The following is an 18,672-nucleotide window of genomic DNA, read 5'->3' as shown; positions in this document are numbered from 1 at the left end:
AGTTCTTTTAAAAGAGTCAAAGCGCGCCGGTCCGGGCAAGCTCTGTAGACGCTGGTGTCCTAGCCTGTGGAAAACGGGGAGGGTGCCATGTGCAAGGCCAACGTGTTTTTCAGTTATCACTACGCGTTTGATGCCGAGCGGGCCGCCGTCGTCCGTGGCCTCAATCTCGTCCATGCCAACACGCCTGAGCCGCTCGACCGGTGGTCGGATATCTCCTCGGACATCGGCCGCACCCGTGAATGGATAGCCGAGTCACTCGCAAGGCACGACGTGCTGGTCGTCCTCGTCGGCGAGCGCACGTCGAACCGTCCGTTGGTCCACCTCGAAATCGAGCAGGCGGCGGCTTTGGAGATGCCCATCGTTGGCGTCCGCATCCATCGTCTCGCGCCGTCCAGCACCCGTGGGCATGGCAGGGGTCTCAATCCCTTCGACCGGCTGAAACTCCATGACCGTGCGGGTCAGGTGTTTCGTCCCCGTCTCGTGGAGACCTCGACAGTCGACCCGGTCGGTGACCTTCGCGCCAATCTGGGGCGCTGGGTGCAGCGGGCCTGGCGCAACGAATTTACAAGGGAAAGGCGCGCGGAGGAGTTCATCGCGTCCCTCCGGGACGAGGCCGTGGGCGGCTAGCGATGACCACCCACACTGCAGCGTCGCCTACGGGTGGTGTGGCCACCCTCCGGGCAGCCGCTTACCTGCGGATGTCGACGGACATGCAGCAGTACTCCATCGCAAACCAGGCCATGACCATCGGTGCGTATGCCGACGCCCATGCCATGGATGTGGTCAGGACGTACCGGGACGACGGGCGCAGCGGGCTGACCATCGAGCACCGGCCCGCACTCCAGGCGCTCATCCGGGACGTGACCGGGGGCCACCCGGGCTACGCCATCATCCTCGTGCTCGACGTCTCCCGCTGGGGGCGTTTCCAGCGTGTCGATGAAGCCGCGTTCTATGAATTCCTCTGTTGGCGGGCCGGCGTCAAGGTCATCTATGTGGCGGAGGCCTTCGCCAACGACGACTCGCCCTTTGCCATGATTGTCAAAAGCATCAAGCGGATGATGTCGGCGGAATACAGCCGGGAGCTTTCGGGAAAGACCGTCATCGGCCACCGGCGTCTTGCCGGATACGGGTTCCACCAGGGCGGGAAACCGGGGTATGGCCTTGCCCGCGTCGTGGTCGATTCGGACGGCAAACGTCGCATGGGGCTCAAACCCGGGCAATGGAAGGGCACAGCGACCGACCGTGTGCTCCTGGTGCCGGGTGCCTTGCACGAACGCCGTCTCGTCCGCTGGATGTTCGAGCAGACCGCCGGTGGCGCCTCGTTCAAGGCCATTGCCCGTGACCTCAATGCACGCGGGGAAAAGACTGCGCAAGGGAATCCTTGGAACTGCCGCACGGTCGCGGCCATCATCAATTCGGAAAAATACATCGGCAACCTCGTCTACGGCCGCCATCAAAAGCGCCTTGGGGCGCGTATGACCGGCTCGCACGAAGACGACTGGGTGCGTTGCGATGGTGCCATCCGCCCCATCATCCCCCGCGCCCTCTTTGACGCGGCGCACGAAGCGCACAAAGGGCGCCAGACGCGCATGGATGACGAGGCCATCCTCCGGCGGGCGCGGCTCCTGCTCGAGCGCGAAGGGCGCCTGTCGACCCCACTCATTGATGCCGAGCCGGGCATGCCGGCAAGCCAGGTGTGCGGTCGGCGTTTCGGAGGACTGACCAACATGTACCGGAACCTTGGATATGTGCAGCAGCGAAACGCCGGTTGCGCGGACGCAAGGCGTGCCATTTCGACCTGGCGACGGAGCGTGACGGCGTTTTTGGCCGACTGGCTCGACGAGAACGGTTCTGCCGTCGAGCAAGACGGCTGGCACCTCCGCATCGACCGCGCCTGGACGCTGTCGGTGACCGTGCTCAACGCATCGGGAAAGGGGAAAGACATCTGGTTCAACCACCGGCCGGTCGAACCAACCGACGTTGTGGTCTACGCCCGAATCCGGCTCGGTGAGGCCGCGCCCCTCGATTACATCGTGCTGCCAGGCGCCTCCGGCCCAGTTCTGCCTCACCGCTTTTACCAGCACAACGGCCCTCTGGTTGACAGTTGCACCTACCCCAGTCTTGCCATCATCGGCGACCTCGCACGCTTGTCCCGTCTGGAGTCACAGCGATGTGGATAAACAACAAGGAGCGCCTGTACCGGCGAAAGCTCGAGCAGGTCGGTGTCGCGGACACGACCCGTGATGCCAATGCTTGCATTGCAAGGGCGAACCGTGGGCTGAGAGCGCTCCTTGGCACGCCTATGGGGGAAACACACCTGGCCCGCCTCGGTTTCAAATCGGCGACCCTCGGCCGGTCGTCCCGCATGGCGTCAAACGGGGCAGGGGAAGGCACCACGGTGCTCGAAGCCGTGGTCGTCGCAGGTCGCATTGCCCGGTTGCTCGAAGACGCAGAGCTTGTCCGCTGGGCGTCACGCGACTGCGCGGAGGGCCTGGCCTTGCTGCAACAGGTGGCAGGACATGGGAAGAAGCCGTTGGGAGCGAGCGTCAGCGCCAGGCGCTGACGGCGGCCTCCAGCCCGCAGTGTTGCGGCCAACTGGCCGGCGACGGTCTTGCACAGGCATCGGGCGGCAGCGCAAGGTTTGTCCGTGTCACTGCCGGTTGCCCCGTCGATGCGGTGGTCCCGGTCGAGCCACGCCCGCCCAATCAGGGGGCGCCTGAGTAATGGACGGACGATAGGATTGTCGTAGGAAACGCATTGCGGGTACGGGACAATGTGCCAGCGTTGGATGCAGGAGAAGCGTGGGCGATAACATCGCACCGCGTTGCACAGCCCTTGGCGCGGTCATTGCCACATGGCATCTGGTGACATCCTCAGTGCGCCTTTTCGGCATCTGGGACCGGCCACAGTCACGGTAGGAATTGCCGTGAGGCGTACCCTTCGCATCTCGTTGCCGGTTCCTCGGACTGCGTTGATTGCCGTCGAGTGGCTGCTGGACGCCGGTTAGCATGTTTGCTGCGGTCGGTTACATTGGTTTGATGCGGCTCGCCTTGGTTCGTTGGTCAGGCCTTGCGTGATTTTGACCTCGCCACGCCACACGCGGCGGTCGATTCAAGTATTGTCTGCGCCGGCCGATAAGCAGGTCGAACCGCAGGTCGGAAGGGAAGTCCATTGATTAACACTGCATACGGGGCATATGACGGGCCGGGCTGGGAGCGGATGTGCCAGCAGGTTTTCGCCCGGAAGTTCCAGGGCTACCAGCGTATCGTCCCGTCGCCTGGGGACTTCGGCCTCGAAGGTTATGTCAAGCCGCAGGGGTGGGCATTCCAGTGCTATTGCCCCGAAAAGCTCTACACCGGCGCCGAACTGCACACCCACCTTCGTGACAAGATTTCCCGTGACCTCGGAAAGCTCCGCCGCAACGCCTCGGAGCTCCCGACCGTGCTGGGTGAAACCCTCATCACCCGCTGGATTTTTGTCACCCCGGATACCGGCTCGCACAAGCTGCTTGCCCATGCGCAAGTCAAGGAAGCCGAGCTGAGGAGCTGGGGTTTGGCTTTCGTACACCCCCAGGTGACGGTCGAAATCCAGGGTGGTGAATTTTACGCGCAGGAAATCCATCAGATTCGGTCGGAGGCCGGTGAGCGTCCACCGACGGACACTTTGGTCGCAACCCTGCCAGTACTTGAACAGCCCGAGACTGTGTACGAGGGCCACATGCGCAGGAAGTCGAACCTGCGCGTGAGCCATCGACCAGACGGCCAGCGGGTCAACGCTGCAAACGCCGTCTTCGTGGCAACGCAGCGCTCGTTTGTCGAATGCGATGACCACTTCCGCCGCATCGAGGAACGCCTGCCGCTGGTTCATCAACGTCTGGTACGCATCGTCAATGAATTCGAGCGTTACGTTGACGAGCAAAGGCACGTCTTCGAAGGTACCCCGAACGGCATGACCGAACACATCAGCAAAGACCTCGAAGAGCGTCTCAGGCGCGACCTTGGTGTTGCACTCGATGGACATGAAATCCAGGCCCTGACCCGTCAGGTCGTTGCCCGCTGGCTTGCGATTTGCACACTAGACTATGAATGAGCCTCTCCGCCTCGCCTTTAACCGTCGACCGATGCCCGTCCTCGTCGAGCATCGCCCGCTCTACAAGATGGCGGAGGTCGTCCTGACGTTGTACCTCGCCTGCCATCGTGGCAAATCGAGCCTGCTGCGTCTTCACCTGTTCAACTGGGCGCTCAAGCTTCCGGAGCGTGTCGAGGCGTTGTCTCAAGCCGCGAGACAAAAGAAGCTTAATCTCGCCGTGTGGGGATTTGACCCCGCGCTGGCCGTGGCGCTCCGCTACCTCGAGGGTTCGGAACTCATCTCCGAGGCAAACGGGAAGTTCGCGCTTGAGGCGGAGGGCCAGGCATTCGCAAAAGCCATCATGGCTGACGAATCCCTCATGCGCATAGTCAAACGTGACCTTGGTGCGGTCGGCAAGGGCATCACGGAAGACATGGTTTCAGCCGTCTCTAAGGAATGGAAAGCACAATGAGATTCAGGGCAATACGGCTGCACGCCACCACTGACAAGGGGCCGCACGGGTTCGATTTCAGCTTCGGCGAGAAGCTGACCATCGTCCGCGCGAACAATTCCAGCGGCAAGAGTACGTTCTTCCACACGCTCCTCTACGCGATGGGCATGGAGGAGTTGACGGGTGCGAGGGGGACGAAATCACTCCAGAGCGCAGTTCGTGAGCATTTTCTGGATGGTCAGGATGCCGTTGGCGTCGTTTCATCGTCGGTGATGCTCGAGATTGCTAATGCTGCCGGTGACATCATCACCCTGCGGCGGGCCATCAACTCCACGGACCGTTCGGACAAACTCGTTGAGGTTTTCCAGGGCGCATGGCTGACGGGTCCTGGCAGCCATACCCCGCCGTCGGCGTATTACCTCCACGACCCGGGCTCGGCGCAGTTTGCGTCAGGATTCTTCCGCTTTCTTGAGCGTTGGCTTGGCCTGGAGCTGCCGAAGGTCGCGCGGGCGGATGGTGGGGAAACAAAGCTCTACCTCCAGGATGTTTTCGCCGCGCACGCGGTCGAACAAAAACGCGGTTGGACCGACTACATCGGCAATGCACCATATTTCGGCATCGCCAATGTGCGGACGAGGGTCGTTGAGTACGTGCTCGGGCTCGATGTGTTCGACACAGCGATGGAAAAGGCCCGGCTTGAGCAGGAGCGGCAGGACATCGAACGTCGCTGGGCCGACGCGATGGGCGCGTTGCGCAACGAGGCTGCGCAACTCGGATTCTTGCCCAAGGACATGCCTGCACGGGCAGTTCGTACGTTCGATGCGGCGAACCTCAACGTCGTCAAGCAGCTTCCCGACGGCCCGGTGTCGGTCGGAAGCTACCTCAATGCGCTCCGCGCCGAACACCGGACCCTTGTTGCGGCCTCGGAAGCGCCCACAGCTGTCCAGACGCCAGAGCTTCTGGCACGGCTTTCGGAAGAGGAAGACAGGTCGCAGCGCATCGTTGCGCTTCATGAAGTAGCAGACCTTGCCCAGCGCGGAAGGGTCGCCAGTCGCGCGGACTACCGGCGCATGGTTGCCGAACTCGATTCCGACATCGAAAAAAACGAGTCTGCCGCGAAGCTGCGGAAATATGGTGCGAACCTCGAGCTGAGCCTTGCAAGCGGCCAGTGTCCCGTCTGTGGCCAGGCGGTCGAAGACAACCTGCTCGCCGACGAGACCTCCGGTCGGCAGATGGGGCTCGAGACCAACATCGATTATCTCAAGGCACAGCGCGCAATGGTCGTCCGGCAGTCCGACGGCCTCCAGCGCGAGCTCGACGAAGGGGCGGTGACGCTCGCGGGGCTTGGCCGGGACCTTGCCAACATCCGTCAGCGTCTGTCGGCCATCCGTCGGGACCTCGGTGCGGGTGAGCAGCTGACCAGGTCGCACCTGCGCGCCATCGTTGCCAATGAATTCGAGCTTGGGCGGGTGGAGAAATTCCAGGAGCTTCTCGAAGGATTTGAAGAATCGCTTCCTGCCCTTGCCCGCGAGTTCGATGCCAACCGGAAGGCACATGGCGAGCTTCCCAAGGACAACCTGTCGGCGGCCGACCGCGCGAAGGTCGAAAAATTTGTCGTTTTGTTCCGTGCAAACGCCACATCGTTCGACTATGCAAGTGTGCAGGCCAAAGAAATCAACATCAATGGGGAAAGCCTCCTGCCAACCCTTGGCGACATGGAACTTCGCCAGGTCATCAACGCGAAGGTCGAATCAAGCGCCAGTGACTTCGTGCGCCTCATCTGGGCGTACCTCATCGCGCTTTATGAGACGGCGACCTTCCAGGGCGTCCACGGCCATCACCTCGATTTCCTTCTGTTTGACGAGCCGGCACAGCACTCAATGAGCGAGTTGAGCATGCGCGCGCTGCTCCAGCGCCTTGCTGGCTCACGCGGACTCCAGTCCGTTGTCTTCGCGTCGTTTGAGAACACGGAGCAGAACTTTCTGGCAGTGACGAACAATCTGACCTTTGACCTCATCACCTGGGACGGCAAACTGGTGCGGCCGCTGACGACGCGCTCCGCGCTCGACTGACCGGCCGCAAGGGATGGGACGGGTTGGTGCAAAGGGCACGGGCGAGCGTGAACACGGCTTTGGTTCGGTCGGCCCCCACGGACGCGGGGGATGGCGACCGGTCGTGGCCATCGTGGTGGGCATTGCGGTCTTCGCTCTTGTCGCAGGCGTCGTTCCTGGCGCCGCCTGCCGGGATGGAACGCCGTCCTCGGCAATCGGGCGCCGGGGGGCTTGCTCCCATCACGGCGGCGTAGACGTCGGCTGGACCTGGGTAGGCGTGCCACTCGGTCTTTTTGCTCTTGTCGGCGCACTCGCCTTGCTCGACCGCGTCCCGGACCGGGGTCGAGGAGGCAAGTCCCGAAGGGTGAATGTCGTCCCAGTGGGCACTGCAATGGAGAGTGTCATTCGTCGTGCCATCGTCGAAGGGCGGCCTGTTTCGTTTCTTATTCGGGATGCCAGTGAATCGGGCAAGCGCACGGTCATCCGTCCGGGATGGCTCCAGATGCATCCGGTCGCAGGATTGGCCGAACTCTGCCTGATGGAACTGGTGCCTGGCGCGGACCCCAAGGCTTGGCCGTTGGCGACCATGGACGACGTCCGTATCGAGTTGTTGACGACCCCAGGCACCTAGGGCATGGGGCCTGTGTCGGGGCCTGACCACGTGGCGTTGGCGCAGCCTGCACCTGCCCGGGGGAGGAGCGCCCGGATACGGTATGTTTGGAGCATCTCCGGAGGATGTCCATGCATCATTTATCCCTTGCAACCGCGAAAACCGTTTATCTCTCCACGTTGAAAAACGGCGAGGTCTTCATTGCCAACGCCGATGGCGGCGGCCATGTGACGGGCGTCGTGTTCAGCGACCATGGCGTGCTTGTCCTCACCGGTCCCGACCGCTTCAAGGCAATCGAGATACGGGGCACTGACCGGACGCCTGTCGTTAGATGCTCTGACCGGACGGCGCTCGAGTTGCGCGTGCCGTCGGTCCACTCGGGAAAAAAAGCGGGCGAGCCACACGCGGGCCGAATCATCGTTGACGACCGTGGGCTTCATTTGACCTTTCGCTGGCGAAACATGGGAGAGGACGCATCTGGATTCTCGTCGCTTTCGCTCTCGACCTGGAAACACGGTGGCGTACCCTCCGGCATCGAACTTGACGCGTGGTCGCTCGTCCGGGTTGATGACCACGGCACCGATGTTCCGTTGGTGACGTTTCCCGGTTGACGGGGTGGGATGCACCGAAGGCGGGTGGGGCTCATAAAAAAAGCCGCCCCGGGGGGGGGGCGGCTTCATTGGCGCGGCCGATAGGTCGTTTGGCATGCGGCCCACCGCCCACATCCCAGTGGCACATGCCGGGTCGGTCTTCCCCCGACGTCGAAGCGGGGGCGCTGTCAAGGCAGGTCCGTCGGACAGAATGCCCCTCAACGTCCCCCTGTATTCGACGCCCAGACCGCACCCCGCAGGGAGTAGATGACCAGGTTTCCGTCGCCTTGCAGCATCATGCGCGCCTCGTTCTGGCCACCGGAATTCGACTGCCAGAGAATCTCACCGAGTGCGCCTTGCAAGACGAGGTTCCCGTCGGTGCTCAGTGACACCTGTGCGGCGTCCGAGCCCACCGAGCCCGTCTCAATCAGCACGTTGTTGCCGGAGGTCAGGACGAGGTTGCCGTCGTTGCGAAGCGTCACCGCATGCGTCCCGTCGCAAGACACGAGGCTTTCCCCACGGCGAAGTCCTTCCCCCGATTCCATCGTGCCGCACACCGTCGGTGATGTGATGGCGGGCAGGGACACCGGCTGGAAGTAGGTCAAGTTGACGGCATTGGCCACCGCGCTGTAACCCGCGTCATTGGGGTGGAGGCCGTCGGTGTAGAGATACGCAGGGCGTGTATATCCCGGACGCGTCGGGTCTTCAATCGCTGCGTTGTAGTCGAGCAGCCCGTCGCATCCGCTGTTGGCACTCCGGACAAATGCGTTGACGCCGTCCGCGATGGCCTGTGCGTCGGGCGTCCAGTTCGATGCGCCATGGAACGTCGGCAACGTGGCACACACAAACCCGATGCCTCGCGCGTGGGCGCTCGCAATGAGCGTGCGGTAGTCCGCCGTAATCGTCTCGACCGTCGCCTCCGGCACATGGCCCATGATGTCGTTGAGCGGGGCGTCGGAGAAAATCACCCAGCGGACCCCGGTCTGGCCAAGCACATCCTGCTCGAACCGGCGCATGATGCTGTTGTCACCATTGATGAGGTTGTCACCGCTGATGCCCTGGTTGACGACACCGACCTTCGTGCCGGCGGCAATGAGCCGCCGGGCAAGGAAATCCGGATAGCGGCTGTTGGCATTGAGCGTTGAGCCAAACCCGTCCGTGCCGGATGCACCGAGCGTCACGATGGTGCCTTGCAGGCCCGCCGCCTGGACGTCGACATTGGTCAGGAAGTAAAAGTCCCCGTCCTGGGTCCCGCCCGTGTCCGGCGCGCCGCTGACGTTGCCGGGCGCCACGTACTTCGACGCATTGCTGTAGCCGTGCCCCGTTGCAGGACCGCTTTGGTCGGGGACGTAAAACGACACCGACAAGTCCGACCCGGCCGGAAGCTGGAAATCGATGGGGTCGCTCTGCAGCGCCGCACCTGGCGCCAGGGTGACCGAGGTCGCGCCGGAAAACCGGACGAGATGGTCCGTTGCCGGGTCGACCGCCGAGCCCGTGGTGCGAAGGGCCACATGGACGTCGGACAGCGTCAGGGGGTGGTCGCCGAACTGGTTGGAAAAGCGCAGGCGCACGCGGTCGCCGCCGACGCTGGTCCGCACGGTCTCCCGCAGGGTATGCCCGCCGTATTGCGTTTCGTTGAGGCGCATGGCGGATACACCCCATGTGCCGACCCAGGGGTCACCGGGGCTCGCGGCAGGGGCGGCAAGGGGCAGGGCAAGGAGCGCTGCGAGGAGGAGGGGGCGCAGATGGGGAGGGTTCATGGGGCACTGCAGGGGGTGGGGAGCCCTGCAGTCTGGCCCTGGCCCGGAATCATGCTTGTGCCAGTGCGCCCGTTTTGCCTGTGGCTGACGTAAAACGTCCGGGCAACGGACGGTCAACCGGAACCCGTCGACGATAATTGCAATTCGGACCCGCCACTGCGACGGCTCATGACGCGTGACGGCCGGCGTCCGGCGCCGTGCCTCGGCCCGACAGATGCAGCTGGACCGCCCTGGCATCGCGGCCCACTTCGGCCACCGCAGCGAGAATGGTTAGGGGGGGGCAACACCGAGCACGAGCGCCCAAAGCGCGACATCCTGTGGGTCACCAGTGTTGATGTGGGTAAGGGAGGGGAGGTGTTCGCCGTTCACGATGTCGTCCGAGTCAGCCGCACCAAGGCTGCTGCCACACGCGTCAAGACTTCATCGAATCGGATTGAAAGCCGTCCTGATTGAGGTGAATGCATGACGTGGTCAGGCTGCGAATGAACATGCGCTTTGCTGCACCGTGCAGGTCAACCCAACAAAAAAGCCGCCCCGGAGGGCGGCTTCATCGACGCGACAGACGTTGTCCGGAAGGATGGGCCGTCAACGTCACCATGCTCTGCCACGAAGGGCTGGAAGCGCGGTTACACATGCCGCGTCTGACTTGACCCTACCCTGGCCTGAGGTTTCGTCAAGGGGTCTGATTGAAATGTTTTTTGCGGCTTGACAGACATAACCGGAAAGCTACGATCCCGGGACACAGTCCGGTACACACCGATTTGTGCCCAGGCGTTGGCGGAGGATCGGTGATCTGTGTCCCACTCCCTCCGCCAAGCTTCGTTCCGCACTGCGGGTCCGACGATCGATGACCCATAACCCGTGGGTCTTGAAATTGTCGGGTAGGGAGAATCGGTTGGTAACAGGGAGTAACACGTGGCATCGAATAAGAATCAACATTTTGTTCCCCGCTGCTATCTGAAGGCGTTCACCCAAGGTGGGGGCGGCGCGGCAATCAATCTTTTCAATCTGGATCGACGACGAAGCATTTCAGGTGCGCCCGTAAAAAATCAATGCTCCGGTGATTACTTTTACGGCGAAGACCTTGAAATCGAGCGCGCGTTGCAGGATATCGAAGGTGCGTATGCCAACCTTTTGGCGAAGGTTCTCTCTCCGGGTTATCAGTTGACGGACGAGGGGAGGCATCTATTAACCTTTTTCTGGGTCATCCAATACCTTCGGACGGAGGCTGCTTCCAGGCGATCTATAGAGTTCTCCATCGAATTGGAGGAACTCGCCGCTGACTCTGATCAGGTGCCACGGCTGGGTATTCGCGAAGCCGTGCGCTTGTCGATGGAGGCTTTCCCTGAAGCAGCTAAAAATGTAGCTGACCTCAAAGTGAGACTGGTCCGTAACCGAACAGAATTGCCATTTGTGGTCTGTGACGATCCGGCCATTATCGCCAGTCGGTGGCACGCTGTGGACCCTCGGGCGAAGGGTGTGACGTACGGAGTGGGATCAAGCGGAGTTATTTTGCTTCTTCCGCTCAGTCCAGACGTCCTGTTTCTTGCGTTTGACCCGAGCATGTACAGCATTTCTTCCGCCAACGGATGGGTCGAGACGCGGCGTGAGGACGACATCCGGGCTCTCAACGACCACCAGTTTCTCAATGCAAGGGCCAACCTGTATTTCCGCGATTGGGATTTCCGAAACTATCTTGAAACGGAATCAGAAGTCCTTTTAGATCGCCGACCTGCGGCACGTCACCGCGTAACTTATGCAGTTCCGACCGATGCACCCGAAGGGTGGGAGCGGTATAAGGTCGTGAACTACAAACCCGGGCCTAAAGATGGGAAGGCGTTGATGCACGTTCAGTCGGTCCAGCCTGTCCCTAGGCAGTGGCCGTCATTTCTCGGCTGGCGCGCAGATGGGTCTGTGTACAGTAACGGTACTGGGGTGGGATTCCTGAGGCGCGGGGTGACCCTATTGCACGGGGGGAAGTTCAAGAAGTTGCCTTCACGATCGACTTGAGCAGCACCACCTGTAAAAGCGATGGAGAACAGGGTTTATCTGATCACGCTGCGTACCCGGGCCGCGCCCCACCCGCGAGCCGTGGTGTAGTTTGAGCGGCGGTCAAGCGGCCGGGCACCCAGTGGGTCTTATCATGTGCGTTATGCCCATTGGCGTGCATCTGGAGTGTGCCACCATCAACTCATCATCGGCCGACTGACGCGGAAAACCCTATGACACCGACGTGCGTCCTGTGCGCTACTCCGCTTACGGCGGAGAACCGTTCCATCGAACACGTTATCCCTCAGGCGATTGGGGGGCGTCTGAAGGTCGACGATTTCATCTGTAGATCGTGCAATAACCGTACGGGGACGGACTGGGACGCGGTTCTGGTGAGCCAGTTTGCCTGGTTCAGCCGAAGTTTGGATGTTCAACGCGAGCGTGGTGAGCACCCCGCGATCCCCATCACCCTTACCGACGGTCAGCGCCTGACGCTGAACTCAGATGGCCGGTTGACCCCGAAGGACCCGGCACTCCATCGAACTGACGACGGTACCGTCGTCTCAATTACCGCCCGTTCGATGGAAGATGCAAAGTCTATCTTGAACGGAATGAAGCGAAAACGCCCTGATGTTGACGTTTCCAAGACACTTGCTTCGGCCACGCCAGGGCACCGGTACTCCGAGGTTCCCATGCACCTGTCCATTCGCTTCGGCGAACCAGGTCCGTCCGCTTCTATCGTCAAGACCGCGCTGGCCTTCGCGCATCTCCACGGGTTGCCCGCGCCCGCGTGCGATCTGGCGCTCGAGTTCTTAAATGACAAAGGCGATCGGTCCGCGTTTCGCATGCAGTACGCGCGCGACCTCGTCGAGGAGCGTCCTGCAAATCGCGTCACCCACATCCTAGGCGTCCATGCAGATCCAATCTCCGGTATCGGCATTGCGTACGTGGAATATTTCTCGTTTCAGCGCGTGATCGTCATCCTGACGCGATCCTACGTTGGCCCGCCCATTCAGGTTACCTACGCCATGGACCCCGAAAAAGGCGAGGAATTGACTATGATTGCAAACCTCGCGATGGGATCGGCGCAAGTCGATGAGTTGCCTACGCCCGAACGGGTTAATTATGCCCACATGACCGCGGCGCTCAACGACGCTTTACCGATTTTCATCGACCGCAACGAGGCGCGACACCGTGGTCAGATTATCGATGAGGCCGTCGCAGAAGGTATGGCCGCGGCGGGCGCGAGTGAGGGAAGCGTCATGACCTCGGCCCAACAGGAGGTCGTTCTCCAGCATGTCAACTCGGCGATCGCCAAGCGTATGGTTGAGCAGGCCTATGCCAGCGTGGCCATTGACCGTGTGTTGGCCGAGATGCACAGGGAGGGGGCCTTCGGAATAGGGACCCAATCGTCATAATAAGGTTAGGCGCAAAGACGAAGGGCCGAGACAGCGACTTCCAGAGTCGCTCGTACATGCCGCAGCCGGTGCAGAAGCTCGAGTCCCACCCTCTCCGCCCATTGATATTCTTAGCGAGTCTTCAAACTAGTGGTTAGGCCGCCACTCGGCACTCGCCCCCCGTTGATCAACCGATTGCTGTACCCCTCGGTGTAGAGACGCGGAAGGCTAAGGCTTTCGGTGATCTCATGCGCTGGGCGCCGTACCGCTGTGGACAAACAACAAGCCACCCCGGAGGGCGACTTGTTCGATGCGGCGGATGGCGCGTGCTAGGCACGGCCACCTTTTTTTCGCAGCCCCAGACCTTCCAAGGTATTAATTGATAGTGCTCGAACATCGCACCGTGGCAGGGCTTCGCGCGCTTAGCCTCAGGGTGACGAGCCTCAGGGTGTGATCTTCGCCTCGTGCCGAGGTTCATTAGGGGGGCGTTGGTTCGTCCTTGCACGCTTCGGTGCCGGCGACGCGTTTGGCATCGATGAGATAGGTAGGCCCGTCCATCGTCTCTTTCACGTACAACGTCGTATCGTCCGGATACACCACATTGAGCGGCTTGGAGCGCACGGCACCGGGACTCTCGAGGAGCGGGGCGATGCTCGCGTCAGTGCTGCCATGGGTGAGGCGCACGATGGTGCAAGTCCGCCCTGGGGTTGCCGTGGAGAGCAGCGCGTAGGACGAGAGCCGAGCGGCGATCGGGGGCACCATACCTGTGGCCCCCAAGATCAACAGTCCCAGGCAGAGGACGTGCTTGAGCAAGTTTGGATACCACCCCTTGGTGACTTGCATGGCTACGACCAGTTGCATGATGGCGGCGATCACCATGAGCACGATGAACACGGTACCCCGAGTGGCCAGGCTCCAGGCCGTGAAGGCCACGATCGTTTTCAACAGCACGTACATCACCCAGAACGCGATGACGCACTGGAAGATGAGGCTCACGAACAGCAACAGGTAAAAGCTGATGGACGCAGGCGAGGGAGTCTGCAGCGCGTGGCGCAGCACTGGCCCCGCCGCCACCGTTTGTAGAGCGATGACGGCCATGAGAACCGTCACGCCATAACCGGGGTACGTGCCCGAACACAACGTCATCCAGGAGATGACGCCGGCCCAGGTCAGCGCCGATGCGGCGGCCATGCCCAGCCAATAGCGCTCGATCATGCGAGAAGCCCGCACGTTCTGTCGCTCGCCGGTGTTGGTATCCACAGGCGTTCGCAGGAGTGCGGCCAAGGTGGGCGCGCCGGGGCGAAGGGGATGGGTGAGGACCAAGGCGGGCATGGCGACGCCGGCTACCAAGGCCCCAACGACGATGCACACGATGGCGGCCAGCGAAGGGAGTGCGGTGAGCATGCTGCTGCTCGCAAAGCCCACGGGCAGAGCAAACTCTCGACGGAAATCCGACCAATACAACGCGGCGATGCCAAGGACCACGGCAGCCAGCGGGGCGGCGCGTTCAGCCATCCAGACGAGGAGTTGGGAGACAGAGCCAAAAGGAGTGAGTGTCGGGGTTGGAGACGCTGAGGTCATGGTGCTCTCGTGGAAGACGCAGCATAGGGCTGCAATGAAGCGGCGCCGTCGGACATGGGATCTTCGACGCCACCAGGAAACGGATGGGAGAGGTCAGTCGCCGACGGGGACGGCGGCAAATCGGGTCGCGCAGTGCGGGCAGGCCGGGTGCTTGCCAAATGCGGTAAAGCGATGCTCGCAAATCTGGCACGCGAATACGCTAGGAAGGACCGGCATCCACGGCGCTCCGGAGGGCCTTGGACGAGAGGGTGATCGGCGTACAGCGGCGGGTCTCGGCCAGTGAGGGGCTGGCGGCTGTTCGGTCCTAATGGGCGCCAAGGCCGGGTCGCGCGCGCGTTCTTCGAGCGCGTGTCCGCGGGCCTCGTCCAGCGCCGGGTGAGCCACCCATGCTTTGTGATCCGTGTCTTCGGACAGGAACGCGGCGAGCGCTTCGCGATGCCCCTCTGGCGGGCTGCCTTTCGTCAAGATCTTTGCGTATCCCTCCAAGTCGACGGCGATCACACAAATACCGTGTGCGGCCAGCGCTTCTAGACCTGCGGGCACCGGCCGTTGGCGGTGCGTGAAGTAGAGGCACCAGAGGCCCATGTCGGTGTCGACCACGGCGTCCACCGGCAAGTGCTCAAGCGTCGTGTCGACCTGTACGCCGTGTAGCGGAAGCCGGTCGGGCGCGGTCAGTGTCAGGGTGGGTGCGGGTGCACGGCGGTGCAGGTCGTCGGCGAACAGTGGAAAAATGGGTGCGGGCAACTGGATGGTTCGCAACGACCCCAACACTTGGCGCGCCATCAAACGCACTGATACGGCCCACGAAAACTCGCACATGTTGTCGATCGCCTGCTGGTCGGATCGGGGCGCGTGAGCGAAATGCCAGGTGCGCTGCTGGCCCTGGCGGGCTAGGAGGTGCGCGTGGCACGAGGGGCAGACGCAGCCGCACTGCATGCCCGGTGGAACCGCATCGATACCGACCAACATGTTTCGCTCGGGATGCCAGGCGAATGGGATGAGCGTGATGTCCATGGCTGCGTCTCGAAGCGCTTAACCGAGCCAGTCTCGCCAGCGCCGCCACCAAGAGCGCGCCGTCGCTGGCGCAACGGGTGCGGGTGCCGATGCGGGGGCTGGACGTGGTTCAGGCGCCGCGCTGTAGTAGCGTCCCCGCGTTTGCGCGTCGTGCCGCTGCGCAGCTGCCGAGTCGGCATCGCTCATGGGCCTCGCCCAAATCACAGCGTTGGCGCGAATGAAATAATGCGATCGACACGCGATGCGCCCATTGCCCACCGATGGCGAGAGCGACACGGTATCGCCGTCGAATGTCAGCACCCAGCTCGCCGGCGAGAGCGGTGTCACCACCTTGGTCTCGCAGCCGCATGCACACAGATGTGCCGCGGTACGAAAGCGGGTGGACACATAGAGCACACCTGGCTCCAACGGCTTGGGAAAGCTTTCGACGAAGCGATGATCAAAGCGGGTCACGCGGCGCATGCATTCCCCTCGTCGGTGGCGGTTGCCATCGTGCTGTTGGAGGTCGCAAAAACCGTCAGGTGTGACTGGGTCATTGAGGCGTAGAAGCCCAAGCGCGTTTTCCAAGCATGGATGGCCAGGCCAGCGTTGATCATGTTGAGGTCGGCGACTTGGATGTTGGTCGTGTACAGATTGTCGTCATCGGCACCCGCCATTGGAAGGGTGGCGATCGCAACGGCGCTGCGTTGTGGATCCACGACCGACACCCGGCACTGGCCTACAAGCGCGTTGGCGCTGTTCATGCGCATGCCGATGCCGACATCGATGAGGGTTGCGGACGACCCGGCCAGGGCTTCAAGGATGAGTCGGCGGGGTTCGGCGCGGTCGACGCACAAAAACACATGGTCGAACTCGCGCAACGCTTGAGCGTTCTCAGCGGTGATCATGACGGCGTGGGGCACGATGTGGCGATGCATGGCGCCGTAGACGCTCGCCCAATAGTTTGCCTTGTTCGGTGTGGCGCGCAGGGCGTCGACGGGCATGGCGCCAGGCGAGCGGAACGCGTTGTGCTGATGTTGAGCATCGCCGTCCCACAGGTGGATGTTCGACACTGGGGTCTTGGCGACTTGATCGAGTACATAGGCGCCAGTACCGCCGAGCCCGACGATGGCGATGCGCTGGTTCTTGAAACGATCGGTGGCCAGCGCGATTCCGGCACGCGTGGAGGCGGTATCCTCGTATGCAAAGACTGATTCACCAACCGTGGCCTCGACGACGCGGAAGCCCTTGGCATCCATGCCCGGCCTCAGTGCTTGGGCCGGGCCGGCAATCTGAGCCACATACTGCGTGACCTTAGTGTAGTAGTCCGGATACAGGCCGTCAGGCGTGCGCGGCTTGGCGGACAGGTAGTGATTGACCGTTATGCCGTTGACCGTCGTGGACTGGCTGTTGTTGATGATGGCGTTCAGTGCTTGCCCTTGCGCGTCGCAAGGGCAAGCACCAATGAAGTAGGCAGTGTGGTTTTGAGGCTTGACCGCGATGTCCGCGGTCAAGTCCAGCTGAAAGGCTAGGGTGCCGCGCGCCACCGTACTCTGGGCGGTCGCGTAGGGCACCTCATGCACCAGCAAGTAGCCGGCGCGTACTTCGAGGTTGAACCCTTCGTTTCGTAGGCGCAGGAGGTCGGGACTACGACCGATCGGTGACGAAGACATCGAATTCCATCCTCTGTTTGACCACGACGGATTGACCTTTCACCAAGGTGCCCGATGGGTTGGCCTTGGGCCCCTTGGCATAGGTGACGGTGTAGGACGCTTGCGCCTGGCTCGGGTCGGCGTGCGGATACTCCAGACGCACGACCTGCCAAAAGTCGAGGACGCGCTGATGGACGACCTTGGGCTCAGTGTTGACGAAGATCTCAATCGCCAGCGGAATCGTTTCAAACCGTTCGACCCCGGGGTCGTCCAAGTCGGCGCGATCCTCGCCGCTGAGCACCCGATTCTGGCCCTGAGGGTGAAGGAGCACGACCTCGAAGGCGGCTGGATCGACACGAGCGAGCGTGAGCAGCACGGCTGCGGTGATCCACCGCGTGCCCCAATCCATAGATCGATCGTTCAACGTCAACCGATACAGCCGATCGCCGTGGAATGCGACGAACGTCTCAAGGCCTGGCTGGCGCAGGTCCACCGAGTCCTCGGCGCGCACTTCCTTGGTGGAGCCGTCGCGCATGATCTGAAGCAGCATGTACTCTCGAACCGGATTTAGCCCGGCGGCTTCCAGAATCTGTGCACCGAGCGGCACCGGGTCGGCGAGCACCGCAGCGGTGTAGTGCAAGTGGTCGTCGCCCACTCGCAGGCCATAGGGCCCGTGATCGCGCGGGGGACGACCGTCGCGAGCGGCCTGCGCGATGTCTTCAACGGTGGCATCAAACGGAGTGTTCATCATCGGTCCTCGATCGGGGGAAGCCGCGCGGTGGCGGTCAGGGTTTGTGCCGGGTGGGGTCGACTAGGCGATAGCGCGAGCCGGGCGATGGCGTGGGTGGCAACGGCTCGCCGCGCACCACGGTGCGCTCAGGGCCTTTGCCGCCACGGGCGCCGTTAATGGCGCATTGGCCGGATGTCGGTGCTTTCTGGCCGGGTTTGAACGTCTTGGCTGTCACGGGTTGCTCCTGTTGTTTATTCAGGCAACACTACGGTCATCAAAAAACGGCGCGCGGCCGTTGTCCTGCCAGGCAACACCGCGTGTCTTAAAAAGCCGTCCGCTGGGGACGGCGCTCAAGATGTAGCGTGTTGTTCGGCTGGACAACAGCCTATCTTGGGTTTCGCAGGAAATCAACACAGGATTTTTATGGAGCTGTCGGGGTTCCTCGCTGCGATGCGCGAGCGAGAAGAGCTGAGCCTACGTGGGCTCAAAGAGCGAGCGGCCGATCTGGATCACGCCTACATCTACCGCCTGGAAAAGGGCGATCGCACTTCGCCGTCGGTCGATGTGCGGCAAAAGCTGGCGCAGGCGTTGCGTTTGAGTGAGCGCGAGGCCCAAGTACTCGAGCTGCTTGCGGAGCAGTCGGTGGACGATGCACTGTATCGCCTCATGTTGACGGACCTGCGCACGCCGTGGGAGGACATGCGCGACGCGGCCCGCTTAAGTTTTCGCGGCGAGCGGCCGACAACCGAAGAAGCCTGGATGAAGCGCATCCAGATGATTCAAGATTTGTAAGGCTGAGG

At 62.1% G+C, this 18,672-nt stretch carries 18 protein-coding genes and 1 pseudogene; 12 read left to right on the top strand and 7 right to left on the bottom strand.

Annotated elements, in window-relative coordinates:
• Positions 1–87: 87 nt before the first annotated feature.
• The 8 genes from FIV34_RS11680 (at position 88) to FIV34_RS11645 (ending at position 7,791) form a co-directional block, all read left to right on the top strand.
• Positions 88–627: a TIR domain-containing protein gene (locus tag FIV34_RS11680; RefSeq protein ID WP_139982926.1), complete on the top strand. Its 540-nt coding sequence runs from the start codon at positions 88–90 to the stop codon at positions 625–627.
• An 83-nt stretch (positions 628–710) separates the two neighbouring features.
• Complete coding sequence (locus FIV34_RS11675; protein WP_170207601.1) at positions 711–2,180, top strand: recombinase family protein; 1,470 nt, start codon at positions 711–713, stop codon at positions 2,178–2,180.
• 185 nt (positions 2,181–2,365) lie between these two features.
• Positions 2,366–2,563 carry a hypothetical protein gene (locus tag FIV34_RS11670; protein ID WP_139982922.1) on the top strand — a complete coding sequence of 66 codons (198 nt, stop codon included), beginning with the start codon at positions 2,366–2,368 and terminating at the stop codon, positions 2,561–2,563.
• Positions 2,564–3,171: 608 nt separating this feature from the next.
• Entirely contained in the window at positions 3,172–4,089 is a 918-nt protein-coding gene (locus tag FIV34_RS11665) for a hypothetical protein (RefSeq protein WP_139982911.1), read from the top strand.
• A 31-nt stretch (positions 4,090–4,120) separates the two neighbouring features.
• Entirely contained in the window at positions 4,121–4,540 is a 420-nt protein-coding gene (locus FIV34_RS11660; protein ID WP_139982909.1) for a hypothetical protein, read from the top strand.
• The gene (locus FIV34_RS11655; protein ID WP_139982907.1) at positions 4,537–6,591 is read left to right on the top strand and encodes a hypothetical protein; all 2,055 of its coding nucleotides are present in this window, start codon (positions 4,537–4,539) and stop codon (positions 6,589–6,591) included. The genes FIV34_RS11660 and FIV34_RS11655 overlap by 4 nt, the downstream gene beginning before the upstream one ends.
• A 103-nt stretch (positions 6,592–6,694) precedes the next feature.
• Positions 6,695–7,201 (top strand): DUF3761 domain-containing protein, encoded by a 507-nt coding sequence (locus FIV34_RS11650; RefSeq protein WP_139982905.1) that lies wholly within the window; start codon positions 6,695–6,697, stop codon positions 7,199–7,201.
• A 110-nt stretch (positions 7,202–7,311) separates the two neighbouring features.
• On the top strand, positions 7,312–7,791 hold the full coding sequence (locus FIV34_RS11645) for a hypothetical protein (RefSeq protein ID WP_139982903.1): 480 nt from the start codon (positions 7,312–7,314) through the stop codon (positions 7,789–7,791).
• Between the two features lie 197 nt (positions 7,792–7,988).
• On the opposite strand, the gene FIV34_RS11640 is transcribed toward FIV34_RS11645, so the two are convergent.
• A complete protein-coding gene (locus tag FIV34_RS11640) occupies positions 7,989–9,530 on the bottom strand; it encodes a GDSL-type esterase/lipase family protein (RefSeq protein WP_139982901.1) in 1,542 nt (513 codons plus the stop codon).
• A gap of 915 nt (positions 9,531–10,445) precedes the next feature.
• Here FIV34_RS11640 and FIV34_RS11635 point away from each other — a divergent pair.
• The 3 genes and pseudogenes from FIV34_RS11635 to FIV34_RS11630 all read left to right on the top strand — a co-directional run bounded on the left by FIV34_RS11635 (position 10,446) and on the right by FIV34_RS11630 (position 12,937).
• Entirely contained in the window at positions 10,446–11,540 is a 1,095-nt protein-coding gene (locus tag FIV34_RS11635) for a DUF4238 domain-containing protein (RefSeq protein ID WP_139982899.1), read from the top strand.
• A 212-nt stretch (positions 11,541–11,752) separates the two neighbouring features.
• Positions 11,753–11,863 (top strand): annotated as a pseudogene (locus FIV34_RS21515) (HNH endonuclease); the annotation flags it as partial.
• 48 nt (positions 11,864–11,911) lie between these two features.
• Positions 11,912–12,937, top strand: coding sequence for a hypothetical protein (locus tag FIV34_RS11630; RefSeq protein ID WP_246058603.1), 1,026 nt, complete (start codon positions 11,912–11,914; stop codon positions 12,935–12,937).
• A gap of 456 nt (positions 12,938–13,393) precedes the next feature.
• Here the strand turns inward: FIV34_RS11630 and FIV34_RS11625 are convergent, their stop codons facing one another.
• The 6 genes from FIV34_RS11625 to FIV34_RS11600 form a co-directional block, all read right to left on the bottom strand.
• Positions 13,394–14,497 carry a hypothetical protein gene (locus FIV34_RS11625; protein ID WP_139982895.1) on the bottom strand — a complete coding sequence of 368 codons (1,104 nt, stop codon included), beginning with the start codon at positions 14,495–14,497 and terminating at the stop codon, positions 13,394–13,396.
• 93 nt (positions 14,498–14,590) lie between these two features.
• A complete protein-coding gene (locus FIV34_RS11620; RefSeq protein WP_139982893.1) occupies positions 14,591–15,511 on the bottom strand; it encodes a competence protein CoiA family protein in 921 nt (306 codons plus the stop codon).
• Between the two features lie 18 nt (positions 15,512–15,529).
• Positions 15,530–15,973: a ubiquitination-like system serine protease family protein gene (locus FIV34_RS11615; RefSeq protein WP_139982891.1), complete on the bottom strand. Its 444-nt coding sequence runs from the start codon at positions 15,971–15,973 to the stop codon at positions 15,530–15,532.
• Positions 15,961–17,163: a ThiF family adenylyltransferase gene (locus FIV34_RS11610; RefSeq protein WP_139982889.1), complete on the bottom strand. Its 1,203-nt coding sequence runs from the start codon at positions 17,161–17,163 to the stop codon at positions 15,961–15,963. Before FIV34_RS11610 ends, FIV34_RS11615 begins: the two co-directional genes overlap by 13 nt.
• On the bottom strand, positions 17,138–17,893 hold the full coding sequence (locus FIV34_RS11605) for a multiubiquitin domain-containing protein (RefSeq protein ID WP_139982887.1): 756 nt from the start codon (positions 17,891–17,893) through the stop codon (positions 17,138–17,140). Before FIV34_RS11605 ends, FIV34_RS11610 begins: the two co-directional genes overlap by 26 nt.
• Before the next feature lie 34 nt (positions 17,894–17,927).
• Complete coding sequence (locus FIV34_RS11600; protein WP_139982885.1) at positions 17,928–18,107, bottom strand: hypothetical protein; 180 nt, start codon at positions 18,105–18,107, stop codon at positions 17,928–17,930.
• 188 nt (positions 18,108–18,295) lie between these two features.
• Here FIV34_RS11600 and FIV34_RS11595 point away from each other — a divergent pair, with 188 nt between their 5' ends.
• The gene (locus FIV34_RS11595) at positions 18,296–18,664 is read left to right on the top strand and encodes a helix-turn-helix domain-containing protein (protein WP_139982882.1); all 369 of its coding nucleotides are present in this window, start codon (positions 18,296–18,298) and stop codon (positions 18,662–18,664) included.
• Positions 18,665–18,672 lie beyond the last annotated feature (8 nt).

The sequence above is a fragment of the Luteibacter pinisoli genome, from assembly GCF_006385595.1.
Taxonomy (GTDB): Bacteria; Pseudomonadota; Gammaproteobacteria; order Xanthomonadales; family Rhodanobacteraceae; genus Luteibacter; species Luteibacter pinisoli.
This window is presented reverse-complemented; position numbering and strand designations above follow the sequence as displayed.

Excerpts from the sequence above, each read along its gene's own strand:
- FIV34_RS11615 (WP_139982891.1), bottom strand. The coding sequence starts at position 15,973 with ATGCGCCGCGTGACCCGCTTTGATCATCGCTTCGTCGAAAGCTTTCCC.
- FIV34_RS11680 (WP_139982926.1), top strand. The coding sequence starts at position 88 with ATGTGCAAGGCCAACGTGTTTTTCAGTTATCACTACGCGTTTGATGCC.
- FIV34_RS11625 (WP_139982895.1), bottom strand. The coding sequence starts at position 14,497 with ATGACCTCAGCGTCTCCAACCCCGACACTCACTCCTTTTGGCTCTGTC.
- FIV34_RS11670 (WP_139982922.1), top strand. The coding sequence starts at position 2,366 with ATGGCGTCAAACGGGGCAGGGGAAGGCACCACGGTGCTCGAAGCCGTG.
- FIV34_RS11620 (WP_139982893.1), bottom strand. The coding sequence starts at position 15,511 with ATGGACATCACGCTCATCCCATTCGCCTGGCATCCCGAGCGAAACATG.
- FIV34_RS11645 (WP_139982903.1), top strand. The coding sequence starts at position 7,312 with ATGCATCATTTATCCCTTGCAACCGCGAAAACCGTTTATCTCTCCACG.
- FIV34_RS11660 (WP_139982909.1), top strand. The coding sequence starts at position 4,121 with ATGCCCGTCCTCGTCGAGCATCGCCCGCTCTACAAGATGGCGGAGGTC.
- FIV34_RS11655 (WP_139982907.1), top strand. The coding sequence starts at position 4,537 with ATGAGATTCAGGGCAATACGGCTGCACGCCACCACTGACAAGGGGCCG.
- FIV34_RS11640 (WP_139982901.1), bottom strand. The coding sequence starts at position 9,530 with ATGAACCCTCCCCATCTGCGCCCCCTCCTCCTCGCAGCGCTCCTTGCC.
- FIV34_RS11595 (WP_139982882.1), top strand. The coding sequence starts at position 18,296 with ATGGAGCTGTCGGGGTTCCTCGCTGCGATGCGCGAGCGAGAAGAGCTG.
- FIV34_RS11610 (WP_139982889.1), bottom strand. The coding sequence starts at position 17,163 with ATGTCTTCGTCACCGATCGGTCGTAGTCCCGACCTCCTGCGCCTACGA.
- FIV34_RS11605 (WP_139982887.1), bottom strand. The coding sequence starts at position 17,893 with ATGATGAACACTCCGTTTGATGCCACCGTTGAAGACATCGCGCAGGCC.
- FIV34_RS11675 (WP_170207601.1), top strand. The coding sequence starts at position 711 with ATGCAGCAGTACTCCATCGCAAACCAGGCCATGACCATCGGTGCGTAT.